We start from the raw sequence: 18,434 nt of genomic DNA, 5'->3' as shown, positions 1-18,434 counted from the left end.
TACACCACACTTATGACCCAGTTCGAAAAAATTCAGCTCACCTTCCGGGAAAGCATCCATGTAAAAGAAGCCATCATTAAGGACGAACACCTGCTGCAAACGATCTCCCTGGTGGCGCAGATCATCACCAAAAGCCTGGAAACCGGCCACAAGCTGTTGTTTTGTGGCAACGGCGGTTCCGCCTCCGATGCACAACACCTGGCCGCAGAATTTTCAGGGCGTTTTTATAAAGACCGCACGCCCCTCTATGCAGAGGCCCTGCATTGTAATACTTCCTACCTCACCGCCGTGGCCAATGACTACGGGTTTGATCATATATATGCCCGCGCCGTTAAAGCAATGGGCAAGCAAAACGATGTGCTGGTAGCCATTTCTACCTCCGGCAATTCTGAAAATATCCTGCAGGCCATGAAAGCAGCCAAAGACAAAAAAATGATCGTGGTGGCCATGACGGGCCTGAGTGGTGGCAAAATGAAAAGCACCTGCGACTACCTGCTTAATATGCCCTCTACAGACACGCCCCGCATCCAGGAGGCCCATATTACTGTAGGCCATATTATTTGCGAAATCGTAGAAAACAACCTGTTCGAATAATGGTGCGCGCATGTATCATACTGGCAGGTGGCCTGGGCACCCGCTTACGCAGCGTGGTGGCCAACAAGCCGAAATGCCTCGCCCCCATGGGCGGCCAGCCTTTCCTGTATTACCTTTTTCAGTACCTGCATACCCAGGGTATCACCCATGCCGTGTTATCCCTCGGTTACCTTGCTGAACAAGTCATTCAATGGTGTGAAAACACGCCCCTGCCCCTGCATGTATCCTTTGCCGTAGAGCAGGAGCCACTGGGTACCGGTGGTGCCATCCTCCATGCCATGCCTTACCTGGAAGAAGATACCTTTGCCATCTTCAACGGCGACACCTTTTTCGATGTACCACTACCGGCCATGCTGGCCTTTGCACAGGCGCACAACAGCCAGCTTACCCTGGCGCTGAAACCCATGGAAAAGTTTGAGCGTTACGGCAGCATTGTACTGGACACCACAGGCCGCATCACCGCCTTCCGCGAAAAACAATACCAGGAAAAAGGCCTCATCAATGGCGGCGTATACCTTACCAGCCAGCATTACCTGAAAAGCCTTTCCCTGCCCACCGCCTTCTCCTTCGAAACACAAGTACTAACGCCACAATCCGCCGCCGGCGAACTTCATGGCTTCATCAGCCCTACTTATTTTATAGACATTGGCATACCCGAAGACTTCACCCAAGCGGCCCATGACCTGGTTAAAATGTTCCCATAGTCATGGAAGGGAATCTATGAATGTAGGAAGATGAAAGCGGAGGATATACGAAGATTTTGCAGCCTTAGAAAAGAAGGATGCAGAACTTTGCGGACAAAAAGATGGAAGCCATAGTTATGCAAAGATTTTGCGGCCTTAGGAAAATGGCATTCAGAAATTTACGTAGTGGAGCATAAAGTGGCAAACGGGCCTAGGGAAATACAAGAGCCAGCGCGCACAATCGCAAAAGAAAAATCCAACGCTAAATAGCTTGTTTACCGTAGCGAAACGCTGTAAATTTCAGCCATTTCCCGCAGCCACCAGTTGCATTTTATCCAGGCATTTTTACGGGGTTTCATGAATTCGCTTACGCTCATTTGCATTTTTTGCACCAGCAAAAAATGGCCCCCATGGCAGCGGCCCCCCTCCAGGCGAATGCCGGAATAGCCCAAAAGCACCCTTAAACGAAAAAAAAGAACTATGCAACTACCTGTTATCGATAACACCTGGACACTGTTCCTGGATCGCGATGGCGTCATCAATGAAGAGATCCACCATGGCTATGTCCTGCACTGGAATATGTTCCATTTCACCGAAGGCGCACCTCAAGCACTGGGTATGCTGGCGCGCCGGTTTACCCGCATAGTGGTCGTCACCAACCAGCGTTGCATCGGCAAAGGGTTGCTTACCACGGAAGGCTTACAGGACATTCACCAACGTATGCAGCAAGCTATCCTTCCATCGGGCGGGCGCATAGACCGTATTTACCATTGCCCCGACCTGGATGCCCACAGCCCCTGCCGCAAACCGCAGCCCGGCATGGCTTTGCAGGCGCAACATGATTTTCCGGAGATTAATTTCTCCCGCAGTATCATGGTGGGCAATACCGGGAGCGACATGCAGTTTGGAAAGCAACTCGGCATGTACACCGTCTTCATTCCCTCTACCCAGCCACACCTACTCTTTCCGCATCCCTTGCAGGATGCACGGTACGATAGTTTGTTGCACTTTGCCAAAGCCATACAATAAATCACGTAATTGCCACGTATAATCACCAATACTTTCCTGCATGACAAAAAAATTCAGCTCCCTGCTCCTGTTGCTCTGTTTAAGCCTGCAAGCATTGCATGCCCAAAAGCTATTGCCCCAGGACGAAAAAGCCCTGCGCCGTTCGCAAGACACCCTGCAAAAAGTAGCCGACCAAATGCTGCACGGTTTAAATGACAATATCAAACAAAATGCCCTAGAAGCTTTTATTCCCAAACTGGTGCGCGCACTTAAAACCAACAACTCCTTTTATTTCCCTTTCGATTCCCTGCAAACTATTTCCATTAAATATCCAAAAGACAGCACCTTCCGCATTTTCACCTGGCTACAGGAAACAGACAACGGCTTTTTTCAACACCACGGCGCCATCCAGTTAAATACGCCCGATGGTAGCCTGAAACTCTTTGCCCTCATAGACAGTAGCGACGCTATCGTAAACAGGGACACCATTACCAGTAACAAGGCCTGGTATGGATGCCTCTATTATAACATCGTACAAACCCACTTTTTTAACCAAGAATATTATACCCTACTGGGATGGGATGGTAACAATCCCCGCAGCCAAAAAAAACTACTGGAAATGCTGACCTTCAAAAACGGTCAGCCCGTTTTTGGCGGTCCCTATTTCAGCTTTGAAGAAGATACGGTAAAGCGCCCCACCCAAAACCGTTTTTTCCTGGAATACAAAAAGGAAGCAGCCGTTATGCTAAACTTTAGTGCCGACATGGATGAAATTGTGTTCGACCACCTCATTTCGGAAATCAATGAGCCTTCCAAGAAATTCACCTATGTACCCGACATGGACTATGAGGCGTTTAAATGGAAAGGTGGCAAATGGGTACATATTGATAAGATTTTCCACGACGCCCTGCCCAATGGAAAACCACCCATCCCTGTTCCGCTGGATATGAAAAGCAAAGACAATACCCACATCCAGTCTGAAGAAGAGGTACAGGCCCAAAAAGCCGCCGAAGCAGCCGCCCAGCAGCCCGCTACCAAAAAGAAACCCGGAAAAAAACAATAATACTTTCTATACCCTTTATTGGGTGATAAACCCCGGCTCAGATCCTTGCAATAAAAAGCCCTCCGCTGCGAAAGCTGCGGAGGGCGCTACCAGGCGCGAGGTCATGGATTAAAATAATTCTCCTTGCACCGCACCATCGTCCGGGTCTTCTTCTTCGTTCAGCAGTTCTATACTTACAAAGTCATCGCCGGCAATGCGTGTCCCTACCGTCTTCCAGCCCGTTACTTCCACAAATTCATTCAACTCAAATTGTTCTTCTTCCGGATTACGTTTCTTACCGGTTTTCAATAACAACAAGGGCGATTCTACGGTGGTCACCAGCTCCAGGTAGTTGCCAGTACCTTCCTTGATAAATTGGAATTTATTATGCAGCGTCTGCGTTTCAATTTTAAAACGTTTGGCGTTGTATTGTTTTTTATCAGCATCGTAATAAATGGCTGAAACAATTTTCTCTGGGTTAAATTTTTCAATATACATCACCATGGCCGTTTCATACCGGTTAGTAAGCTCATAATTGGTAAGCTCGTAAGTACCGTTTTTATTAATGACCAGAATTTTATCTTCCCCTTCAAAACTTCCAATGTATACCCCGCGTTCTTCAATGTTCAGGCGGCCCGTAGCATCGTCATACCAAATTTTCATGCCCGCCAGGGTAGATACGCCGGCTTCCTTGAACTTCACCCCTTTCACGGCATATTTCGTGAGCTGGTTACCCATAGAATTACGGCCTTTGATATCCAGCGTTTCAAAATAGAAATCAAATTCCTTTTTACGGGCAGGGCTATTGGGACTGAGTTTTACGGTCACCACTTCCGCTTCCCCGTTGGGATTGGCGGAAAAATAATACACCTTGGTATGTTTATCCCCCTTACCAGCCAGTTCGTATTCCTTGTCACGGGTAATGCCTGTTACGTTGAAGCGTTTGGCATACGTAACACCGCTGATGCCATCTACATAAATCATGTTGTAGGTGGTGCGTTCATCATTTTTGCGGAACACGGCTATGTGAATTATGTCCTTGCCTACGAAGGTTTTTTCGGCCACTTTGGTGATGAGCATCTTGCCATTACGTAGAAACACGATGATATTATCCAGGTCGGAACAATCTGCTACAAATTCATCTTTCTTGAGCGAGGTGCCAATAAAACCTTCGGCGCGGTTCACATAAATCTTAGTATTAGCCATAGCCACCTGCTGCACCTGGATGGTATCGAAGGTCTTAAGCTCCGTTTTGCGCTCGCGACCCTTGCCATATTTCTTCAGCAGGTTTTCATAATAAGTCACCGCAAAATCGGTCAGGTTGGCCAGGTCAAATTTCACTTGCTTAATATCTGCTTCTATAGCCTTGATCTGTTCGTTCAGTTCATTGATGTCGAGACGGTAAATGCGCCGCACGGGCTTTTCAGTGAGCTTCACAATATCTTCCCGCTCAATGGGTCGTTTCAACAATTTCTTGTAAGGCCCAAATGCTTTATCGATGGCCTGTAGCACAGTTTCCCAGTCTTTGTGTTTCTGCTCCAGTTCTTTGTATATCTGCTTTTCAAAGAAGATCTTTTCCAGGGAGGTATAATGCCATTTGTTTTCCAGTTCTGCCAGCTTAATCTTCAATTCTTCCTGCAACAATAACTTGGTCAGATCAGTCGATTGCCGCAACAGGTCGGAAGCCGTTACAAAGCGGGGTTTGTCTTCTATGATCACGCAGGCATTGGGCGAAATGGAAATTTCACAATCGGTAAAGGCATACAGTGCATCGATGGTAATGTCTGGCGAAATGCCAGGGGCCAGGTGCACCTCTATCTCTACCTCGGCAGCAGTATTGTCTACCACCTTTTTTATTTTTATTTTCCCGTTGTCATTGGCCTTTACAATGCTCTCCATCAATTGGGTAGTGGTGATCCCGTAAGGCACGTCTTTAATGAGCAGGGTCTTTTTATCTTTTTCTTCAATGTGAGCGCGCACCCTTACTTTGCCTCCCCGCTTGCCGTCGTTGTAGTTGCCGGCATCCAGCATACCGCCAGTCATGAAGTCGGGGTATAGTTCAAATTTTTTGCCCCGCAGGTATTTGATAGAAGCATCGATCAGCTCACAAAAGTTGTGGGGTAATATTTTGGTAGAAAGTCCCACCGCAATACCTTCTGCGCCCTGTGCCAGCAGCAGCGGAAATTTAGCAGGCAGCGCCAGTGGCTCGTTTTTACGGCCGTCATAACTTAACTGCCATACGGTGGTCTTTGCGTTGAACAAAACCTCCAGTGCAAACTTAGAGAGGCGGGCCTCGATGTAACGGGCTGCCGCAGCATCGTCGCCGGTACGCACATCACCCCAGTTACCCTGGGTTTCTATCAGCAAGTCCTTTTGACCCATATTCACGATCGCGTCGCTGATAGAAGCATCGCCATGCGGATGGTATTGCATGGTTTGCCCAATGATGTTGGCTACTTTATTAAAGCGGCCATCATCCATTTCTTTCATGGCATGCATAATACGGCGCTGTACCGGTTTTAGCCCGTCTTCCACCGCCGGTACCGCCCGTTCCAGGATTACGTAGGAGGCATAATCCAGGAACCAGTTTTCGTACATACCGCCAACATGTATGACGCCTTGCAATGATTCATCGGAGGCCGTTCCATTTTCTAATTCGCTCATGAGTATGTTGCATCTTTACGTTTACAATGAATATATGCAGCCAGGGTGATGGTGTCACTAAAGCGCATAGTGTCGCCTATTTCAACAAGTCCGTTTTCCAAATCCTCACCGAGTCTGCCTGTACATCTGCCAGGCTGTTCAACTCCAGGAAACTGCAATCCGTTACGGCAATTAACTGATGCCACAATAGCTTTGGCACTTCCACCCTGGCAGGGGCCTCGATCGTAAGCACTTCCAGGTGAGCGCGATTATCCAGTGTACACCAGTGCAATTCCGCTTTCCCGCTCAGTAGAAATAGTATTTCCGGATCTTTGTGGGCGCTTTTGCCTGTATGATAGTGCTGCCCGCTGCTGCTGCCAGCCTTGCGGTAACACAGGATAAACTCACCTGTACGAAAGCTTTCCAAGGTATAATTTTCGCCCCGGTCGTCTTTGCCAGTGAGGTGTAAGGCAGTTACTTTGATCATACTTCAGCATTTTCCGGCGCGGAGGTTACTGCCCCCGGCACCTGCACTTCAAAATCTTTGAGGGATTTAAACTCCCCTTTACTTTCCAGGATACCCTGTTTCACCAACTCTTTTAAGCGCCATACCAGGAAAGCCTCTGCCACCGGGTATTTCAGCTTGCTGATCAACTGGCTCACCACTTTATTGGCTTTCATAGACTCCTTACCCACGATCGCCACCAGGTCTTTGTCGTAGAAGGAAACGGTTTCGCCTTTCAGTTTTTTGCCGCCTTCCAACAGGCGTACGCCGGCATTTTCATTCATCAGCCTTTTCCATTCGTCGCCATCCAGTTCAAATTCCGCCAGCGATACAGGACGGGCCAGCTTTTTGGCCTTCACAAACTCCTTGGGCAGTATCTGGCTCAGGTGGGTAGGATAAAATAAGTTGCCCTTTTCATTCAGGAAAGGAAGGTTGTTCAGATAAATGATCTGTACGCGGCCAGCAAAGTCGTACAACTGGTTCACCAGCCAAAAATAACCGCTAACATCCCGGGCATTCTGCCCTGCCCAGATAAACAATTGCAGTTCCGGATCGGCCTTAAGTAAGGCTTTTAGCTCCTTGAACAGCAGTACATCCTGTGGCAGGTCTGCCAGGGGCGTAAGGCCCGCCGGTACCGGCGATAAATTGGGATGCTCCACGGGTACAGGCGGTGGAGTTACATCGTTTACTTGATCCCACCACTGCTGGCGGGCCTGCTGGCCATCCCGGGTATCCAGAATGAACAGCGGCCCTACAGACAAGTCGTCCTCAAAACACAGGATTTCCGACTGAAGACTATTATCCAGCTCAAAAGCCGCAGATAAAGCCGTTACCGAAGATGCTCCAAATACTATATGCATGTATGTCAATTACAAAACATCAAAACCAACCGGTCTTTGATGGAATTTAAATAAAAAAAACTTCCTGCCTTTGTATTCCCTGACAGGAAAAGAAGGCCTTACAATCTTCACCAAATCCCTATGCCTCTGCCGGGGTTTCCTCATCGATCAGGTCTTTTTCATACCGCAGGTTGCCAATGATAAACTCTTGGCGGGTCTGGGTATTTTTGCCCATGTAGTATTCCAGCAGTTTCTGGATATGTACGTCCTTGGATAAAATGATCGGATCTTTCTTCATATCTGCGCCAATGAAACGGCCAAATTCATCCGGTGAAATCTCTCCCAATCCTTTAAAACGGGTGATCTCAGGCTTGCCTCCTAGCTTCTTCACCGCTGCTTGTTTTTCACTTTCATCATAGCAGTAAATGGTTTGCTGCTTGTTCCGCACGCGGAAAAGCGGTGTTTCCAATATAAATACATGTCCGTTTTTCACCAGGTCAGGGAAAAATTGCAGGAAAAACGTAAGCAGCAGCAGGCGAATATGCATACCATCCACATCGGCATCAGTGGCAATTACAATATTGTTATAGCGCAGGTCATCCAGGCCTTCTTCAATATTGAGGGCATGCTGTAGCAGGTTAAATTCTTCGTTCTCATACACAATCTTCTTGGTAAGCCCATAACAGTTCAAAGGCTTACCACGCAGGCTAAACACTGCCTGGTTTTCCACGTTCCGCGATTTGGTGATGGAGCCACTTGCAGAATCGCCTTCAGTAATAAAGAGGGTAGTTTCCCGGCGTTTCATTTCCTGTATATCCTTGTCCTTGCCGCTCAGTTCATCATTTAAATGAAAACGGCAATCCCGCAGTTTGCGGTTATGCAGGTTAGCTTTTTTTGCACGCTCATTGGCTAGTTTTTTAATACCGGCCAGTTCCTTGCGTTCGCGCTCGCTTTGCTCTATGCGTTTTTTCAATGCATCGGCCGTAGAAGGATTGCGGTGCAGGTAATCATCCAGGTGTTTGGAAAGGAAGTCCAGCACGAAGGCCTTCATCGACTGCCCCCCTTCTGATACCGTCATAGAACCCAGTTTGGTCTTAGTCTGCGATTCAAACACTGGCTCCTGCACACGCACCGACACCGCTGCACAAATGCTGGCGCGGATATCGGTAGCGTCGTAGTCTTTTTTGTAAAAGTCGCGGATGGTTTTTACATAAGCCTCCCGGAAAGCCGCCAGGTGGGTACCGCCCTGGGTGGTATGCTGCCCGTTTACGAAGGAATAATATTCTTCACCATAGGCATTTTCGTGGGTAATGGCCACTTCAATATCTTCTCCCCGCAAATGAATAATGGGATAACGCAACTCCTCTTCGGTAGTCTGGCGTTTCAGCAGGTCCAGCAGGCCATTTTTAGAGATATATTTTGTGCCGTTAAACAAAATGGTTAACCCCGCATTCAAATAGCAATAGTTCCATATCTGGGTTTCCAGGTATTCCGGAATATAACGGTAGTTCTTGAACACGGTATCGTCTGGCACAAATGTAACCATTGTACCGTTTGGCTCGGAAGTAGCTACCTCTTTATGCTCTTTAGAAAGTACGCCCCGCTCAAATTCCGCGATACGGGTACGCCCTTCACGGATAGATTGTACTTTAAAGTAGGAAGACAGGGCATTCACCGCCTTGGTACCTACCCCATTCAGCCCCACCGATTTCTGGAAGGCTTTGCTGTCGTACTTCGCACCAGTGTTTATCTTACTTACTACATCCACGACTTTGCCCAGGGGTATGCCCCGGCCATAATCGCGCACCGTCACATTGTGTTCCGTCACTTTAATTTCCACCTGCTTACCATACCCCATCGTGTGCTCGTCAATACAGTTGTCTACCACCTCTTTAATCAGGATATAAATGCCATCGTCCATGCTGGATCCATCTCCCAGTTTACCGATATACATACCCGGACGCAGCCGGATATGCTCCCGCCAGTCCAACGACCGGATGGAGTCTTCAGTATACGATGCAAACATGTCTTTATTGTCCGTATTTGCCATAACTACTTAAATTCCAGTTTCTATTGAATGGGAATACCCGCACACTCCATTCTTGCAGCGGCAACTTACTAAAACTTTTAGCAAAACCCGCTTATTGGCAAAAATAATAGTTTGCCGGTATTTGCCAAGTTTAAGTTATTCACCGGTATAACTGCTACGCCTGCCTAAAATAATATATAAATATTCTCTATGTTAATTCTTTTTCGCTAATCTGCTGTATTATTCACCAATTTGTATAAGAAAACCCAAGAAGCAGGGGCATTTTACATAATTATTCAAAAAATAATTATATAAAATTTATTTTATTTAAAATAATTACTATATTTACTCAACACTATCCCTGACTGATTTTAACGAACTTAACCTAACTATAAAACCTTTATCCTATGCAATCATTGTTATACTTCCTGTTGTTTTCCGCACCATTGACCGTTATTTTCCTCCTCATCCGGAGAGAACAGCAGTCTATGCAACGCATTAACCATACCTTCGTCAAATTAGTGCAGAAATTCGAATCCTGGCAGATGTTGCGCTAGGAGTTTGCTGCATGATTTCCCTTTTTACTTTTTGTAAACCATATCCTAATATAAATCCGATTCTTATGAAATTTGGTCTGTTGTTTAAACTGGCCTGCCTGCTCATTGCAGCCATGGTTCTATGCGTTCACCTGGCAAATCAGTATCTCCGTAGGTTGCAACTCAGGAAAGCACCTGTACGTAAATACTAGCGTCCACCTTCTTCTTGGCCGGTTTCCGGCGCCGAATTTTCACCTTTCCTACACGAAAAGGAATGACCCCGTCCCGGTGCGGTGTCATTCTTTTTTACACTTTACCCCAATAAAAAAGCGAGGCAATTACCTCGCTTTTTCGTCTGTATTATTTTTCCGGAATGATTACCGGTTATAGTATTTGTTCACCGCGTCGGTCCTGCTCCTTACGTGCAGTTTCTCATAAATGTTGTGCACATGTCTTCTCACCGTTTCAATGCTGATAAACAGATTGCTGGCGATCTCTTTGTAAAGAAAACCCTTGGACAACTGATCCAGTATTTCTTTCTCACGGCTGGTCAGCGCTTCCAGGGCAGGATTTGGTTTGGCTTGTTTCTGAAAATATGCCACTACCCTGCGGGCTATCTGGCTGCTCATGGGCGAGCCGCCATGGTGCACTTCCATGATCGCCTCCAGGAGTTCGCCGGGGCTGGTTTTTTTCAAAATATATCCACTGGCGCCGGCCTCCAGCGCTTGAAAGATTTTCTCATCATCTTCGTAAACGGTGAGCATCATGAATTGCATGTCCTGAAATTCTCCTTTCAGTCTCGCAATGCATTCAATGCCATTCATGCCACCCGGCAGGTTGAAATCCATCAATACCACATTGGGCAGCAAGGCCGGAATTTGCTCTACTGCGGTCTCTCCATTGTTGAAGGCGCCTACACAGGCATACCCTTCTGAACCGTTTATTAGCAATTCCATGGCAGTTCGAATATCATGGTTATCTTCCACAATGGCCACTGATATAATATCCATGGATCCCTGGGACTTCTTTTTTGAATAAACAGTCATTGTATTTAATTGGTTCAATTGGGCTAAATTCTTATAGCGAATGTAGTCTAATTTAGCGGTATATCTAACAGCACAGTAGTACCCTTATTGGTAGAAATGTCGGCATAACCACCGACCGCTTGCATGCGCTTTTGTATATTCTTGAGACCGTTGCCAAAGAGGCGCACCTTTTCAGGATCAAACCCCCTGCCATTATCCCGAATGAGGATGGTCATTTTACTGTCTTCAATCTTTAGCTCAATGATTACTTCCGTAGCCTGCGCATGCTTCATCACATTGTTGACCGATTCTTTTACCGCCAGGTAAATATTGCGACGGGTACCACCACTCAGTTTAATGTCAGGAATGCTTTCGGGAATGTAAAATGCATGTTCAATGTGCGCATGTTCCAGGAAGTCTGCCACGAAACTGCGCATATAAGCTATAAGGTTCTCCAGCGAATCGTTGCTGGAATTCATGGCCCAGATAATTTCACCCATTTTGTCTACCAGCTCGCCCGCCGCCTCAGAAATACGTTCTATTTCCTTGGTCTGCGATGGGTCGTGGATTTTTCGCTTGGCAATCTCGCTGAGCAACCGGATGGTACTCAGCCCCGAACCCAAATCGTCGTGCATATCGCTGGAAATGCGGGCGCGCTCCTGGTCTACCGCCTGCTCTTTTTCCAACTTCAGCTTTTCATGACGGATCTTATAATCGAGGTATAAAGTGGAAAAATAATATGCAATGCCCAATAGTAATAATAACAACAGGAAACGGAACCACAGCGTTTGCCAGAAAGGCACGCGGATCACAATTTCCAGCGAGGTGGAGGTGCCACTCCAGATATCGTCATTGTTGGAAGCTCTTACCTTAAAAACATAGTTGCCGGGCCGCAAATTTGTATAACGCGCCATCTTAAAGGTGCCAGCTTCCACCCAGTCGTCGTCTGCCCCTTCCAGCATGTACTGCATGGAATTTTTGAGCGGGTTGGTAAATTCCAATGGCACATATTCGATAGCAATGGTATTCTGGTTGTAAGGAAGTTCAATGTGTTTGAGCAATGACACCGCCGTGTCTGAATCGTAAGGCCGATCCAGCACTTCAAGGGATTTGATGATTACATTAGGTACAAAAGGATTGTTCTTAAAATTCTTCGGATAGAAGCCATTGACACCACGAATGCCACCAAAGAAAAGTTCACCATCTAAAGATTTAAAATAAGCTCCGGTATTAAATTCATTACTCTGCAACCCATCTACATGGGTGTAGGTATAAATTTCATTGGTCACGGTATTGATCACAGACAGGCCTTTGTTGTGGCTTACCCATACACGGTCTTTGTCGTCTAGCAATACACCGTAAAGAAAATCATTCACCAAAGAAGGATTGTCGAAGCTGTTGTAATGCTGCTGAATAAAGTATTGCTGATCCAGGATAAAAAGACCCCGGTTTGTCGCTACCAGCAATTGTTTGTGCGCGTTTTTATTGATAGACTTCACCACAGTACCGGAAGGCAGCGGAATGGTGCGCCAGTTGCCCAAAGCGCCATCTTTTACATACAACGATGCTTTAGTACCTGCATATTGATTACCCTCATAGTCCTCAAAAAAACAGGTCAGACTTTCATGCACAAACTGGTGCACGATAGCAGCCTTATACTCCCCTGCCTCCTCGGTAAATTTCAGCAGGTATTCACCATCGTTAAAATATACCTCTCCATTGGGCCGCTTAAACACAAATGGCCAATCACTGTGTTGCGCAGGCAGGCCTAGCTCGTTTATCTTATTGGTGAGGTCTACATATTTTTTTGTATTCACCTCGAACAATCCAATATGCATGCGCTGGAAATGAAACCAGATATGATTTTCATCCTCCCGGCACATGGCACTCAAATTGTCTGCCGGGAAAAAGCCGGGCGAAGTTTCGTTGGAAATACGCTCCACAAAATGCCCGTCTGGCGCATAAATATCCAACCCGTCGAACATCATGCCTACAAACAGGCGGCCATCATCGTGTTTGTAAATGGCCTTTACCATGTTGTGGGTAATGTAAGGCGAACGGTATTGATTAAATACTTTTCTATGCGGGGAATATTTCTTGATGCCGTCTCCATCCGTACCTACCCACATGTTGTCTGCCGCATCGCGGTACAAGTAATTTACGTTATTGAGGGAACGGTTCTCAAAGGTGTTAAACGTCACAATGTGCTGCACAATAGCATGCTGCGCTACGTTGTATACCAGCACACCGTCGTTGCCGCCTATCCACACATTGCCAGCATGATCCATTTCCAACACCTGGGGAATGAAGGGTTGATTAAACACGTTGTGAATATTGTAGGCCAGGTCGGTATACCGGTTTAAGCGTTTGTTGAAAATGGTGATATGCCCTTCGCTTACAATCAGCAGCGAATCGCGGTTCAGGCTGCGCATCACGGTGTTATCCCCAATGGTAGGCACGCAATAGGTAAGTATCCTGGCACTGCGGGTATCCATAGCTAGCAACTCTCCCCGGAGGCGGTTCATCCAGATGGTGGTGCCGTCTTTTACGACAGATTCAGGCAGATGATCCTGGGTGAATCCACGGGGATACATCACTATTTTTTTCACCGAGTAGCTGGAATCGTTCAGTACATAGAGGCCCAAAGCAGGACGCCATATAAATAACTCCCTGGTAGCGGTGTCTTCGCCCAGTATCACAAACTTGCGGAGAAAATCGCGCTCCGTTTCGTTTACATTAGTGGTATCATGAAATACTTCCCGGAAAGAGTTGCGGTATTTGTCGTACAGGGAAATGCCGCAGTTATGGGATACCAATAACTGGTGGCGGCTATTGTTGAAAAACAGGTATTGCTTATATCCTTTGAGATCAAACCGGTTGATAACGGCACGGCCACCATTTGCAGCCCGGTGTACCAGGTCGCCCGCGCCATGGCGCAACTCGTCGCCTACACTGGGATTATAACGGTATTCATTGAAATCATACCCATCGAAACGGTTGATCCCATCGCGCGTAGCAATCCAGAGGAAGCCCTGGTCGTCCTGTATGATATTGTAAACGGTACTTTGGGATAGGCCCTCGTTCACCCCATATGCATCGAAAATGTAGCTCTTCTCCTGGGTTTGAGCATGCAAAGTCGGCATAAAACCTGCTACACTCAGGAGAAGGATGGCGAATAGCCGTATAATTGACGACATGTAATATAATAGGTGTCTGTGAAGCTATCTTGCAAATATATAATTCTAGGCGAACCTTTTAACTCATTTTATATTTTTCTTACTTTGAGCGCAGGTTTATCCTCCACTTTTGATAAACTGTCAACGACCTATGACTTTACACCGTATGCGTAACCTGTTTTGTAACGGTGCGTGGCTGCTCACCAGCTTATCCGCCTTGGCACAACGTGCAACGATCGCTCCCATACACACCAGTACCAATGCCAGTTTCAGGGGCTTGTCTGTGGTGAATGCCCACACCATCTGGGTATCCGGCACGGGTGGTACGGTGGGCAGAAGCCTGGATGGTGGCCATAGCTGGCAATGGCAGCACACCGCTGCCTGCGATTCCTGCGACTGGCGCAGCATTGCTGCACGGAGCGATCAAGAAGCTTTTGTGATCAATGCCGGCTCACCTGCCAGGCTATTGCACACTACAGATGGAGGCATTACCTGGGAACAGCAATATTATAATGACGACCCAAAAGCATTTTTTGATTGCCTGCAATTTGATGATCGCCAATACGGATTTGCAGTGGGCGACCCTATCGGGGCGCATTTTATGATACTGTACACCTTTGATGGTGGTAAAAGCTGGCAGGCCCCCCGGGAAGGCCGCCCCCCGGCGCACGAAGGCGACGCCGCATTTGCCGCCAGCAATAGCAATATTGTTTTTTTACCTGGCCATATCCCCTGCTTTATCACCGGCGGCACGAAGAGTTATTTCATTAGCGGTCACCAGCCCGCCATGGCCGATACCTGCCTGTCTTGCTATTTATCACCAGATAAATTAAATCATCCAGCATGGAAGGGATGGCAAATAAAGGAGCTTCCTTTGCTACAGGGACAATCCACCACCGGTGCCTTTGCCATCGCCTTTTCGGCCAACCGGGAAATCGGCGTGGTAGTAGGCGGCGACTATGCACACGATACTATACGCACCGGCAACTGTGCTCTTACCCACGATGGCGGACGCAACTGGGAGCCAGCCACCACAACCCCTTGGGGATACTGCTCCGGCGTTACTTTCATTACCACGAATTGGTTAGTGGCCACGGGCACTTCCGGCACAGGTATGTCGGAAGATGGCGGCAAAAATTGGCATAAGCTAAACTCCGCCGGTTTTAATACCGTAAAAAATCTGGGTGATGGCCGGCACGCCATCCTGGCCGGCGGCCATGGCAAAATAGCCCTACTGGAAATAGAAGAATAAAATAAACAGGTTGTATTTTACCCCAATGATTTGTATTTTAAAGTATTAGGAAGCAACTTCATCGTAAATACCCACCTCCGTGCAAAAAAAAGGTGGCCATACCTGGAAAGGCGCGCCACCGGAATAATAGATTAAAGCAAAAAGTAAATTTATGAGGAAGATACTTACTTGTCATAACAACACCATACCACCTTATTGCCAACTTTTATCTGCCAAATATCAAGGCTATTCGCGGGAAATTTGAGCAACTGCCCAACCCATTAAATTTTATTAATTTCATGCCCGCCTTTGGCATCAGAAAATGTGATATATGCAAATTGAAACTTCGTCAAGTAAATATTCTGTCAAACACTTTCCCGACAGCGTGCGGGAGTGGAAGCAAGAGGGCAATTACTTCAATTTTACCACCACCGAAACCATCCTGGAAGTACGGGTCATCACCGATAAAATTGTGCGTTTCCGTTACGCCGCAGATGGCACTTTCCAGCGGGAATTTTCCTACGCAACGAGCCACAAACTGGAAGATGCACCCATTTATTTCCAACTCCATGAATTTGAAGAAGTATTTGAAATAGAAACAGCGGCCATTAAGGTATTCATCGCTAAAGATAATCTCCGCATCACCATTACCGACCTGGAAGGCCGCATTATTAACCAGGACGAATTGGGCTTTCACTGGCAATATTACTTGCAAAAAGGCGGTAAAATTGTGTATTGCAGCAAAATTATCCAGGAAGATGAATCCTTTTTTGGCCTGGGCGATAAACCCACCGCACTGAACCTGCGCGGCAAACGCCTGGAAAACTATGGTACCGATGCCTATGGCTTCCAGAAAGATACCGATCCACTCTATCGCAATATTCCTTTTTACTATGGCCTGCACAATGGCATTGGATACGGAATATTTTTCGATAATACCTTCCGCACCCTCTTCGATTTTGGTAAAGAAAGAGATGATGTAGCCAGCTTCTGGGCCAGGGGTGGGGAAATGAATTATTACTTTATTTATGGACCGGAACTATTGCAGGTAGCAGAATCCTACACCCGCATTACCGGCACACCGGAACTGCCACCCCTGTGGACGCTGGGCTATCACCAATGCCGCTGGAGCTACTTCCCCGACAAACGCGTAAACGAGATTGCCGCCGAATTCCGCAAACGAAAGATCCCTTGCGACGTACTTTACCTGGACATCGATTACATGGAAGGCTTCCGCTGCTTCACCTGGAGTAAAGAAGGCTTCCCCGATCCGGCCACATTTATTAAAGAACTATCCAAAATGGGCTTTAAAATCGTGGTTATTATAGACCCCGGCATTAAGGTAGATCCGGATTATTTTGTATACCAGGAAGGTATTAAAAACAATTATTTCTGTAAACGGGCCGATGGAGCACTGATGGAAGGCGATGTGTGGCCGGGCAAATGCGTATTCCCCGATTTTACCAACCCCGTGGTGCGGAAATGGTGGGCCGATCTTTTCGCCAGCTTGGTGGAATATGGCGTGCGCGGTGTATGGAACGATATGAACGAACCAGCCGTTTTTGAAATGGGTACCTTTCCCGAAGATGTACGCCATGACTACGACGGCGAACAAGTAAGTCACCGTAAAGCCCATAATATTTATGGTCACTTGATGACCATGGCCAGCGCCGCAGGCATGAAAAAACACCTCATGCCCAACCGTCCTTTCCTCATTACCCGCTCTTGCTATGCGGGTGCACAACGGTTTACTTCCGTATGGACGGGCGACAACGTAGCCAGTTGGGAACACCTGTGGCTGGCCGCTGTGCAATGCCAGCGCCTGGCCGTAAGCGGCATATCGCATGCCGGCAGTGATATCGGAGGTTTCATCGGCGAGCCAGATGGGGAACTATACACCCGCTGGATACAACTGGCCACCTTTCACCCCCTCATGCGCACACACTCAGCCAGTAATGAAACCGGTTTCAACCAGGAACCCTGGAGCTTCGGGAGTAAGTATGAATTCATCGTCAAAAAATTTATTCAGCTACGCTACCATCTCCTGCCCTACTTCTATACCACCTACTGGCAATACTCTACACTGGGTACCCCTATGCTGCGCCCCATCGCATTTGTGTCGCAGCACGATCCGCTTACCCACCACCGCAACGACGAGTTCATGTTTGGCGATGCCCTGTTGGTGAGCCACGTAAGCGAAGCAGGCATGAAAGAAAAAGCGGTATATCTACCAGCAGGAAAATGGTACTACTATTTTTCTAACCAGGTATTTGAAGGTGGCCAGATCGTTACCATACCTACTCCACTTGATGAAATCCCCCTGTTCGTTAAAGCCGGTATGGTGCTTACGAAATACCCGAAAATGCAATATGTAGGCGAGCAGGCAGTAGCAGAACTTTCGCTGAACGTGTATTACAGCGATGAGGTGGCCAACAGCGTTTTGTATGAAGACGCCGGTGATAATTATGGTTATAAAAACGACCAGTTTAATATCATCCGCTTCCGCCAGGTGTCCAACGCGCAGGAGTTTAAATTGAAAAAGAAGTTTCATGGCAAATACAAGAACACGTATAAAACCCAGAAAGTAATTATTCACGGTCTGCCATTTACTCCCAAGGAATACGTAGTAGATGGAAAAGCGTTTTCCCTCACCGCCAGGAACCTGGCCGTAGGTATTGTGAAAATCCCGCTTGACAGGAAGTTTGAAGAATTAATTGTACGATAAGATCACGATCAAATTTCTCACAAAAAGGCCCGGCATTTGCCAGGCCTTTTTTTATGATCGAAAAAAAAGCACGTATATTCTATCCCAAAAATCATTGCATGATGATGGCCTTTGGTATAAAGTGAAAACACCTTCTACCAATCATTCATTAACTTCCTTTCTTTAATCAATACGGAAAGCAGCCATAACAGTAGGCTGAAACATGGTAACACAGCGGGCTAAAAAAATTAAGGCACTGTAGATTGAAATCTCAGTGCCTTCTCATAACCTATGCCAACTTTAGAGTTAATACAAATATATAGTCTTATAAACCAGCTATTGCATTGCTTAATTGAATGAACAAAATGAATAGATTTTATTAAAATGATCCATTTAAAAACATTTAATGAGTCTGCTTA

Annotated in this window: 13 protein-coding genes; 7 read left to right on the top strand and 6 right to left on the bottom strand. The window is 46.9% G+C overall.

The annotated features are described in order from the left end of the window. Positions 1–12: 12 nt before the first annotated feature. The 4 genes from GA0116948_RS07690 (at position 13) to GA0116948_RS07675 (ending at position 3,348) form a co-directional block, all read left to right on the top strand. Positions 13–594 (top strand): D-sedoheptulose-7-phosphate isomerase, encoded by a 582-nt coding sequence (locus GA0116948_RS07690; RefSeq protein WP_089710774.1) that lies wholly within the window; start codon positions 13–15, stop codon positions 592–594. After that, positions 594–1,298, top strand: coding sequence for a nucleotidyltransferase family protein (locus GA0116948_RS07685; protein ID WP_170876074.1), 705 nt, complete (start codon positions 594–596; stop codon positions 1,296–1,298). The genes GA0116948_RS07690 and GA0116948_RS07685 overlap by 1 nt, the downstream gene beginning before the upstream one ends. A 459-nt stretch (positions 1,299–1,757) precedes the next feature. Then, on the top strand, positions 1,758–2,306 hold the full coding sequence (locus tag GA0116948_RS07680) for a D-glycero-alpha-D-manno-heptose-1,7-bisphosphate 7-phosphatase (protein WP_089710772.1): 549 nt from the start codon (positions 1,758–1,760) through the stop codon (positions 2,304–2,306). Between the two features lie 40 nt (positions 2,307–2,346). Continuing rightward, on the top strand, positions 2,347–3,348 hold the full coding sequence (locus GA0116948_RS07675; RefSeq protein ID WP_089710770.1) for a hypothetical protein: 1,002 nt from the start codon (positions 2,347–2,349) through the stop codon (positions 3,346–3,348). A gap of 108 nt (positions 3,349–3,456) precedes the next feature. Here the strand turns inward: GA0116948_RS07675 and GA0116948_RS07670 are convergent, their stop codons facing one another. From GA0116948_RS07670 to GA0116948_RS07655, 4 genes are all read right to left on the bottom strand, one after another. Further along, complete coding sequence (locus GA0116948_RS07670) at positions 3,457–5,991, bottom strand: DNA gyrase/topoisomerase IV subunit A (protein ID WP_089710768.1); 2,535 nt, start codon at positions 5,989–5,991, stop codon at positions 3,457–3,459. Positions 5,992–6,067: 76 nt separating this feature from the next. Then, positions 6,068–6,457 (bottom strand): hypothetical protein, encoded by a 390-nt coding sequence (locus GA0116948_RS07665; RefSeq protein ID WP_089710766.1) that lies wholly within the window; start codon positions 6,455–6,457, stop codon positions 6,068–6,070. Next, positions 6,454–7,335, bottom strand: a complete 882-nt coding sequence (locus tag GA0116948_RS07660) for a DUF1835 domain-containing protein (protein ID WP_089710764.1) — start codon at positions 7,333–7,335, stop codon at positions 6,454–6,456. The genes GA0116948_RS07665 and GA0116948_RS07660 overlap by 4 nt, the downstream gene beginning before the upstream one ends. Positions 7,336–7,453: 118 nt before the next feature. Next, the gene (locus GA0116948_RS07655) at positions 7,454–9,364 is read right to left on the bottom strand and encodes a DNA topoisomerase IV subunit B (RefSeq protein WP_089710762.1); all 1,911 of its coding nucleotides are present in this window, start codon (positions 9,362–9,364) and stop codon (positions 7,454–7,456) included. Positions 9,365–9,750: 386 nt separating this feature from the next. Between GA0116948_RS07655 and GA0116948_RS21220 the strand changes: the two genes are divergently transcribed. After that, positions 9,751–9,900, top strand: coding sequence for a hypothetical protein (locus tag GA0116948_RS21220; RefSeq protein ID WP_165798373.1), 150 nt, complete (start codon positions 9,751–9,753; stop codon positions 9,898–9,900). Between the two features lie 356 nt (positions 9,901–10,256). Here the strand turns inward: GA0116948_RS21220 and GA0116948_RS07650 are convergent, their stop codons facing one another. Then, a complete protein-coding gene (locus GA0116948_RS07650; protein ID WP_240619160.1) occupies positions 10,257–10,889 on the bottom strand; it encodes a response regulator transcription factor in 633 nt (210 codons plus the stop codon). A gap of 83 nt (positions 10,890–10,972) precedes the next feature. Further along, positions 10,973–14,101 (bottom strand): sensor histidine kinase, encoded by a 3,129-nt coding sequence (locus tag GA0116948_RS07645; RefSeq protein ID WP_089710758.1) that lies wholly within the window; start codon positions 14,099–14,101, stop codon positions 10,973–10,975. A gap of 130 nt (positions 14,102–14,231) precedes the next feature. On the opposite strand from GA0116948_RS07645, the gene GA0116948_RS07640 reads away from it, so the two are divergent. After that, positions 14,232–15,332: a YCF48-related protein gene (locus GA0116948_RS07640; protein ID WP_089710756.1), complete on the top strand. Its 1,101-nt coding sequence runs from the start codon at positions 14,232–14,234 to the stop codon at positions 15,330–15,332. Positions 15,333–15,642: 310 nt separating this feature from the next. After that, on the top strand, positions 15,643–18,036 hold the full coding sequence (locus GA0116948_RS07635) for a glycoside hydrolase family 31 protein (RefSeq protein WP_089710754.1): 2,394 nt from the start codon (positions 15,643–15,645) through the stop codon (positions 18,034–18,036). Positions 18,037–18,434: the final 398 nt, after the last annotated feature.

It is taken from the genome of Chitinophaga costaii, from assembly GCF_900094705.1.
Classification (GTDB): Bacteria; Bacteroidota; Bacteroidia; order Chitinophagales; family Chitinophagaceae; genus Chitinophaga; species Chitinophaga costaii.
The sequence above is the reverse complement of the archived record's forward strand: the minus strand, read 5'-3'. Positions and strand labels throughout refer to the sequence as shown.

Coding starts and splice junctions, on each gene's coding strand:
- GA0116948_RS07645 (WP_089710758.1), bottom strand. CDS start 14,101: ATGTCGTCAATTATACGGCTATTCGCCATCCTTCTCCTGAGTGTAGCA.
- GA0116948_RS07685 (WP_170876074.1), top strand. CDS start 594: ATGGTGCGCGCATGTATCATACTGGCAGGTGGCCTGGGCACCCGCTTA.
- GA0116948_RS07635 (WP_089710754.1), top strand. CDS start 15,643: ATGCAAATTGAAACTTCGTCAAGTAAATATTCTGTCAAACACTTTCCC.
- GA0116948_RS07675 (WP_089710770.1), top strand. CDS start 2,347: ATGACAAAAAAATTCAGCTCCCTGCTCCTGTTGCTCTGTTTAAGCCTG.
- GA0116948_RS07640 (WP_089710756.1), top strand. CDS start 14,232: ATGACTTTACACCGTATGCGTAACCTGTTTTGTAACGGTGCGTGGCTG.
- GA0116948_RS21220 (WP_165798373.1), top strand. CDS start 9,751: ATGCAATCATTGTTATACTTCCTGTTGTTTTCCGCACCATTGACCGTT.
- GA0116948_RS07665 (WP_089710766.1), bottom strand. CDS start 6,457: ATGATCAAAGTAACTGCCTTACACCTCACTGGCAAAGACGACCGGGGC.
- GA0116948_RS07680 (WP_089710772.1), top strand. CDS start 1,758: ATGCAACTACCTGTTATCGATAACACCTGGACACTGTTCCTGGATCGC.
- GA0116948_RS07650 (WP_240619160.1), bottom strand. CDS start 10,889: ATGGATATTATATCAGTGGCCATTGTGGAAGATAACCATGATATTCGA.
- GA0116948_RS07690 (WP_089710774.1), top strand. CDS start 13: ATGACCCAGTTCGAAAAAATTCAGCTCACCTTCCGGGAAAGCATCCAT.
- GA0116948_RS07660 (WP_089710764.1), bottom strand. CDS start 7,335: ATGCATATAGTATTTGGAGCATCTTCGGTAACGGCTTTATCTGCGGCT.
- GA0116948_RS07655 (WP_089710762.1), bottom strand. CDS start 9,364: ATGGCAAATACGGACAATAAAGACATGTTTGCATCGTATACTGAAGAC.
- GA0116948_RS07670 (WP_089710768.1), bottom strand. CDS start 5,991: ATGAGCGAATTAGAAAATGGAACGGCCTCCGATGAATCATTGCAAGGC.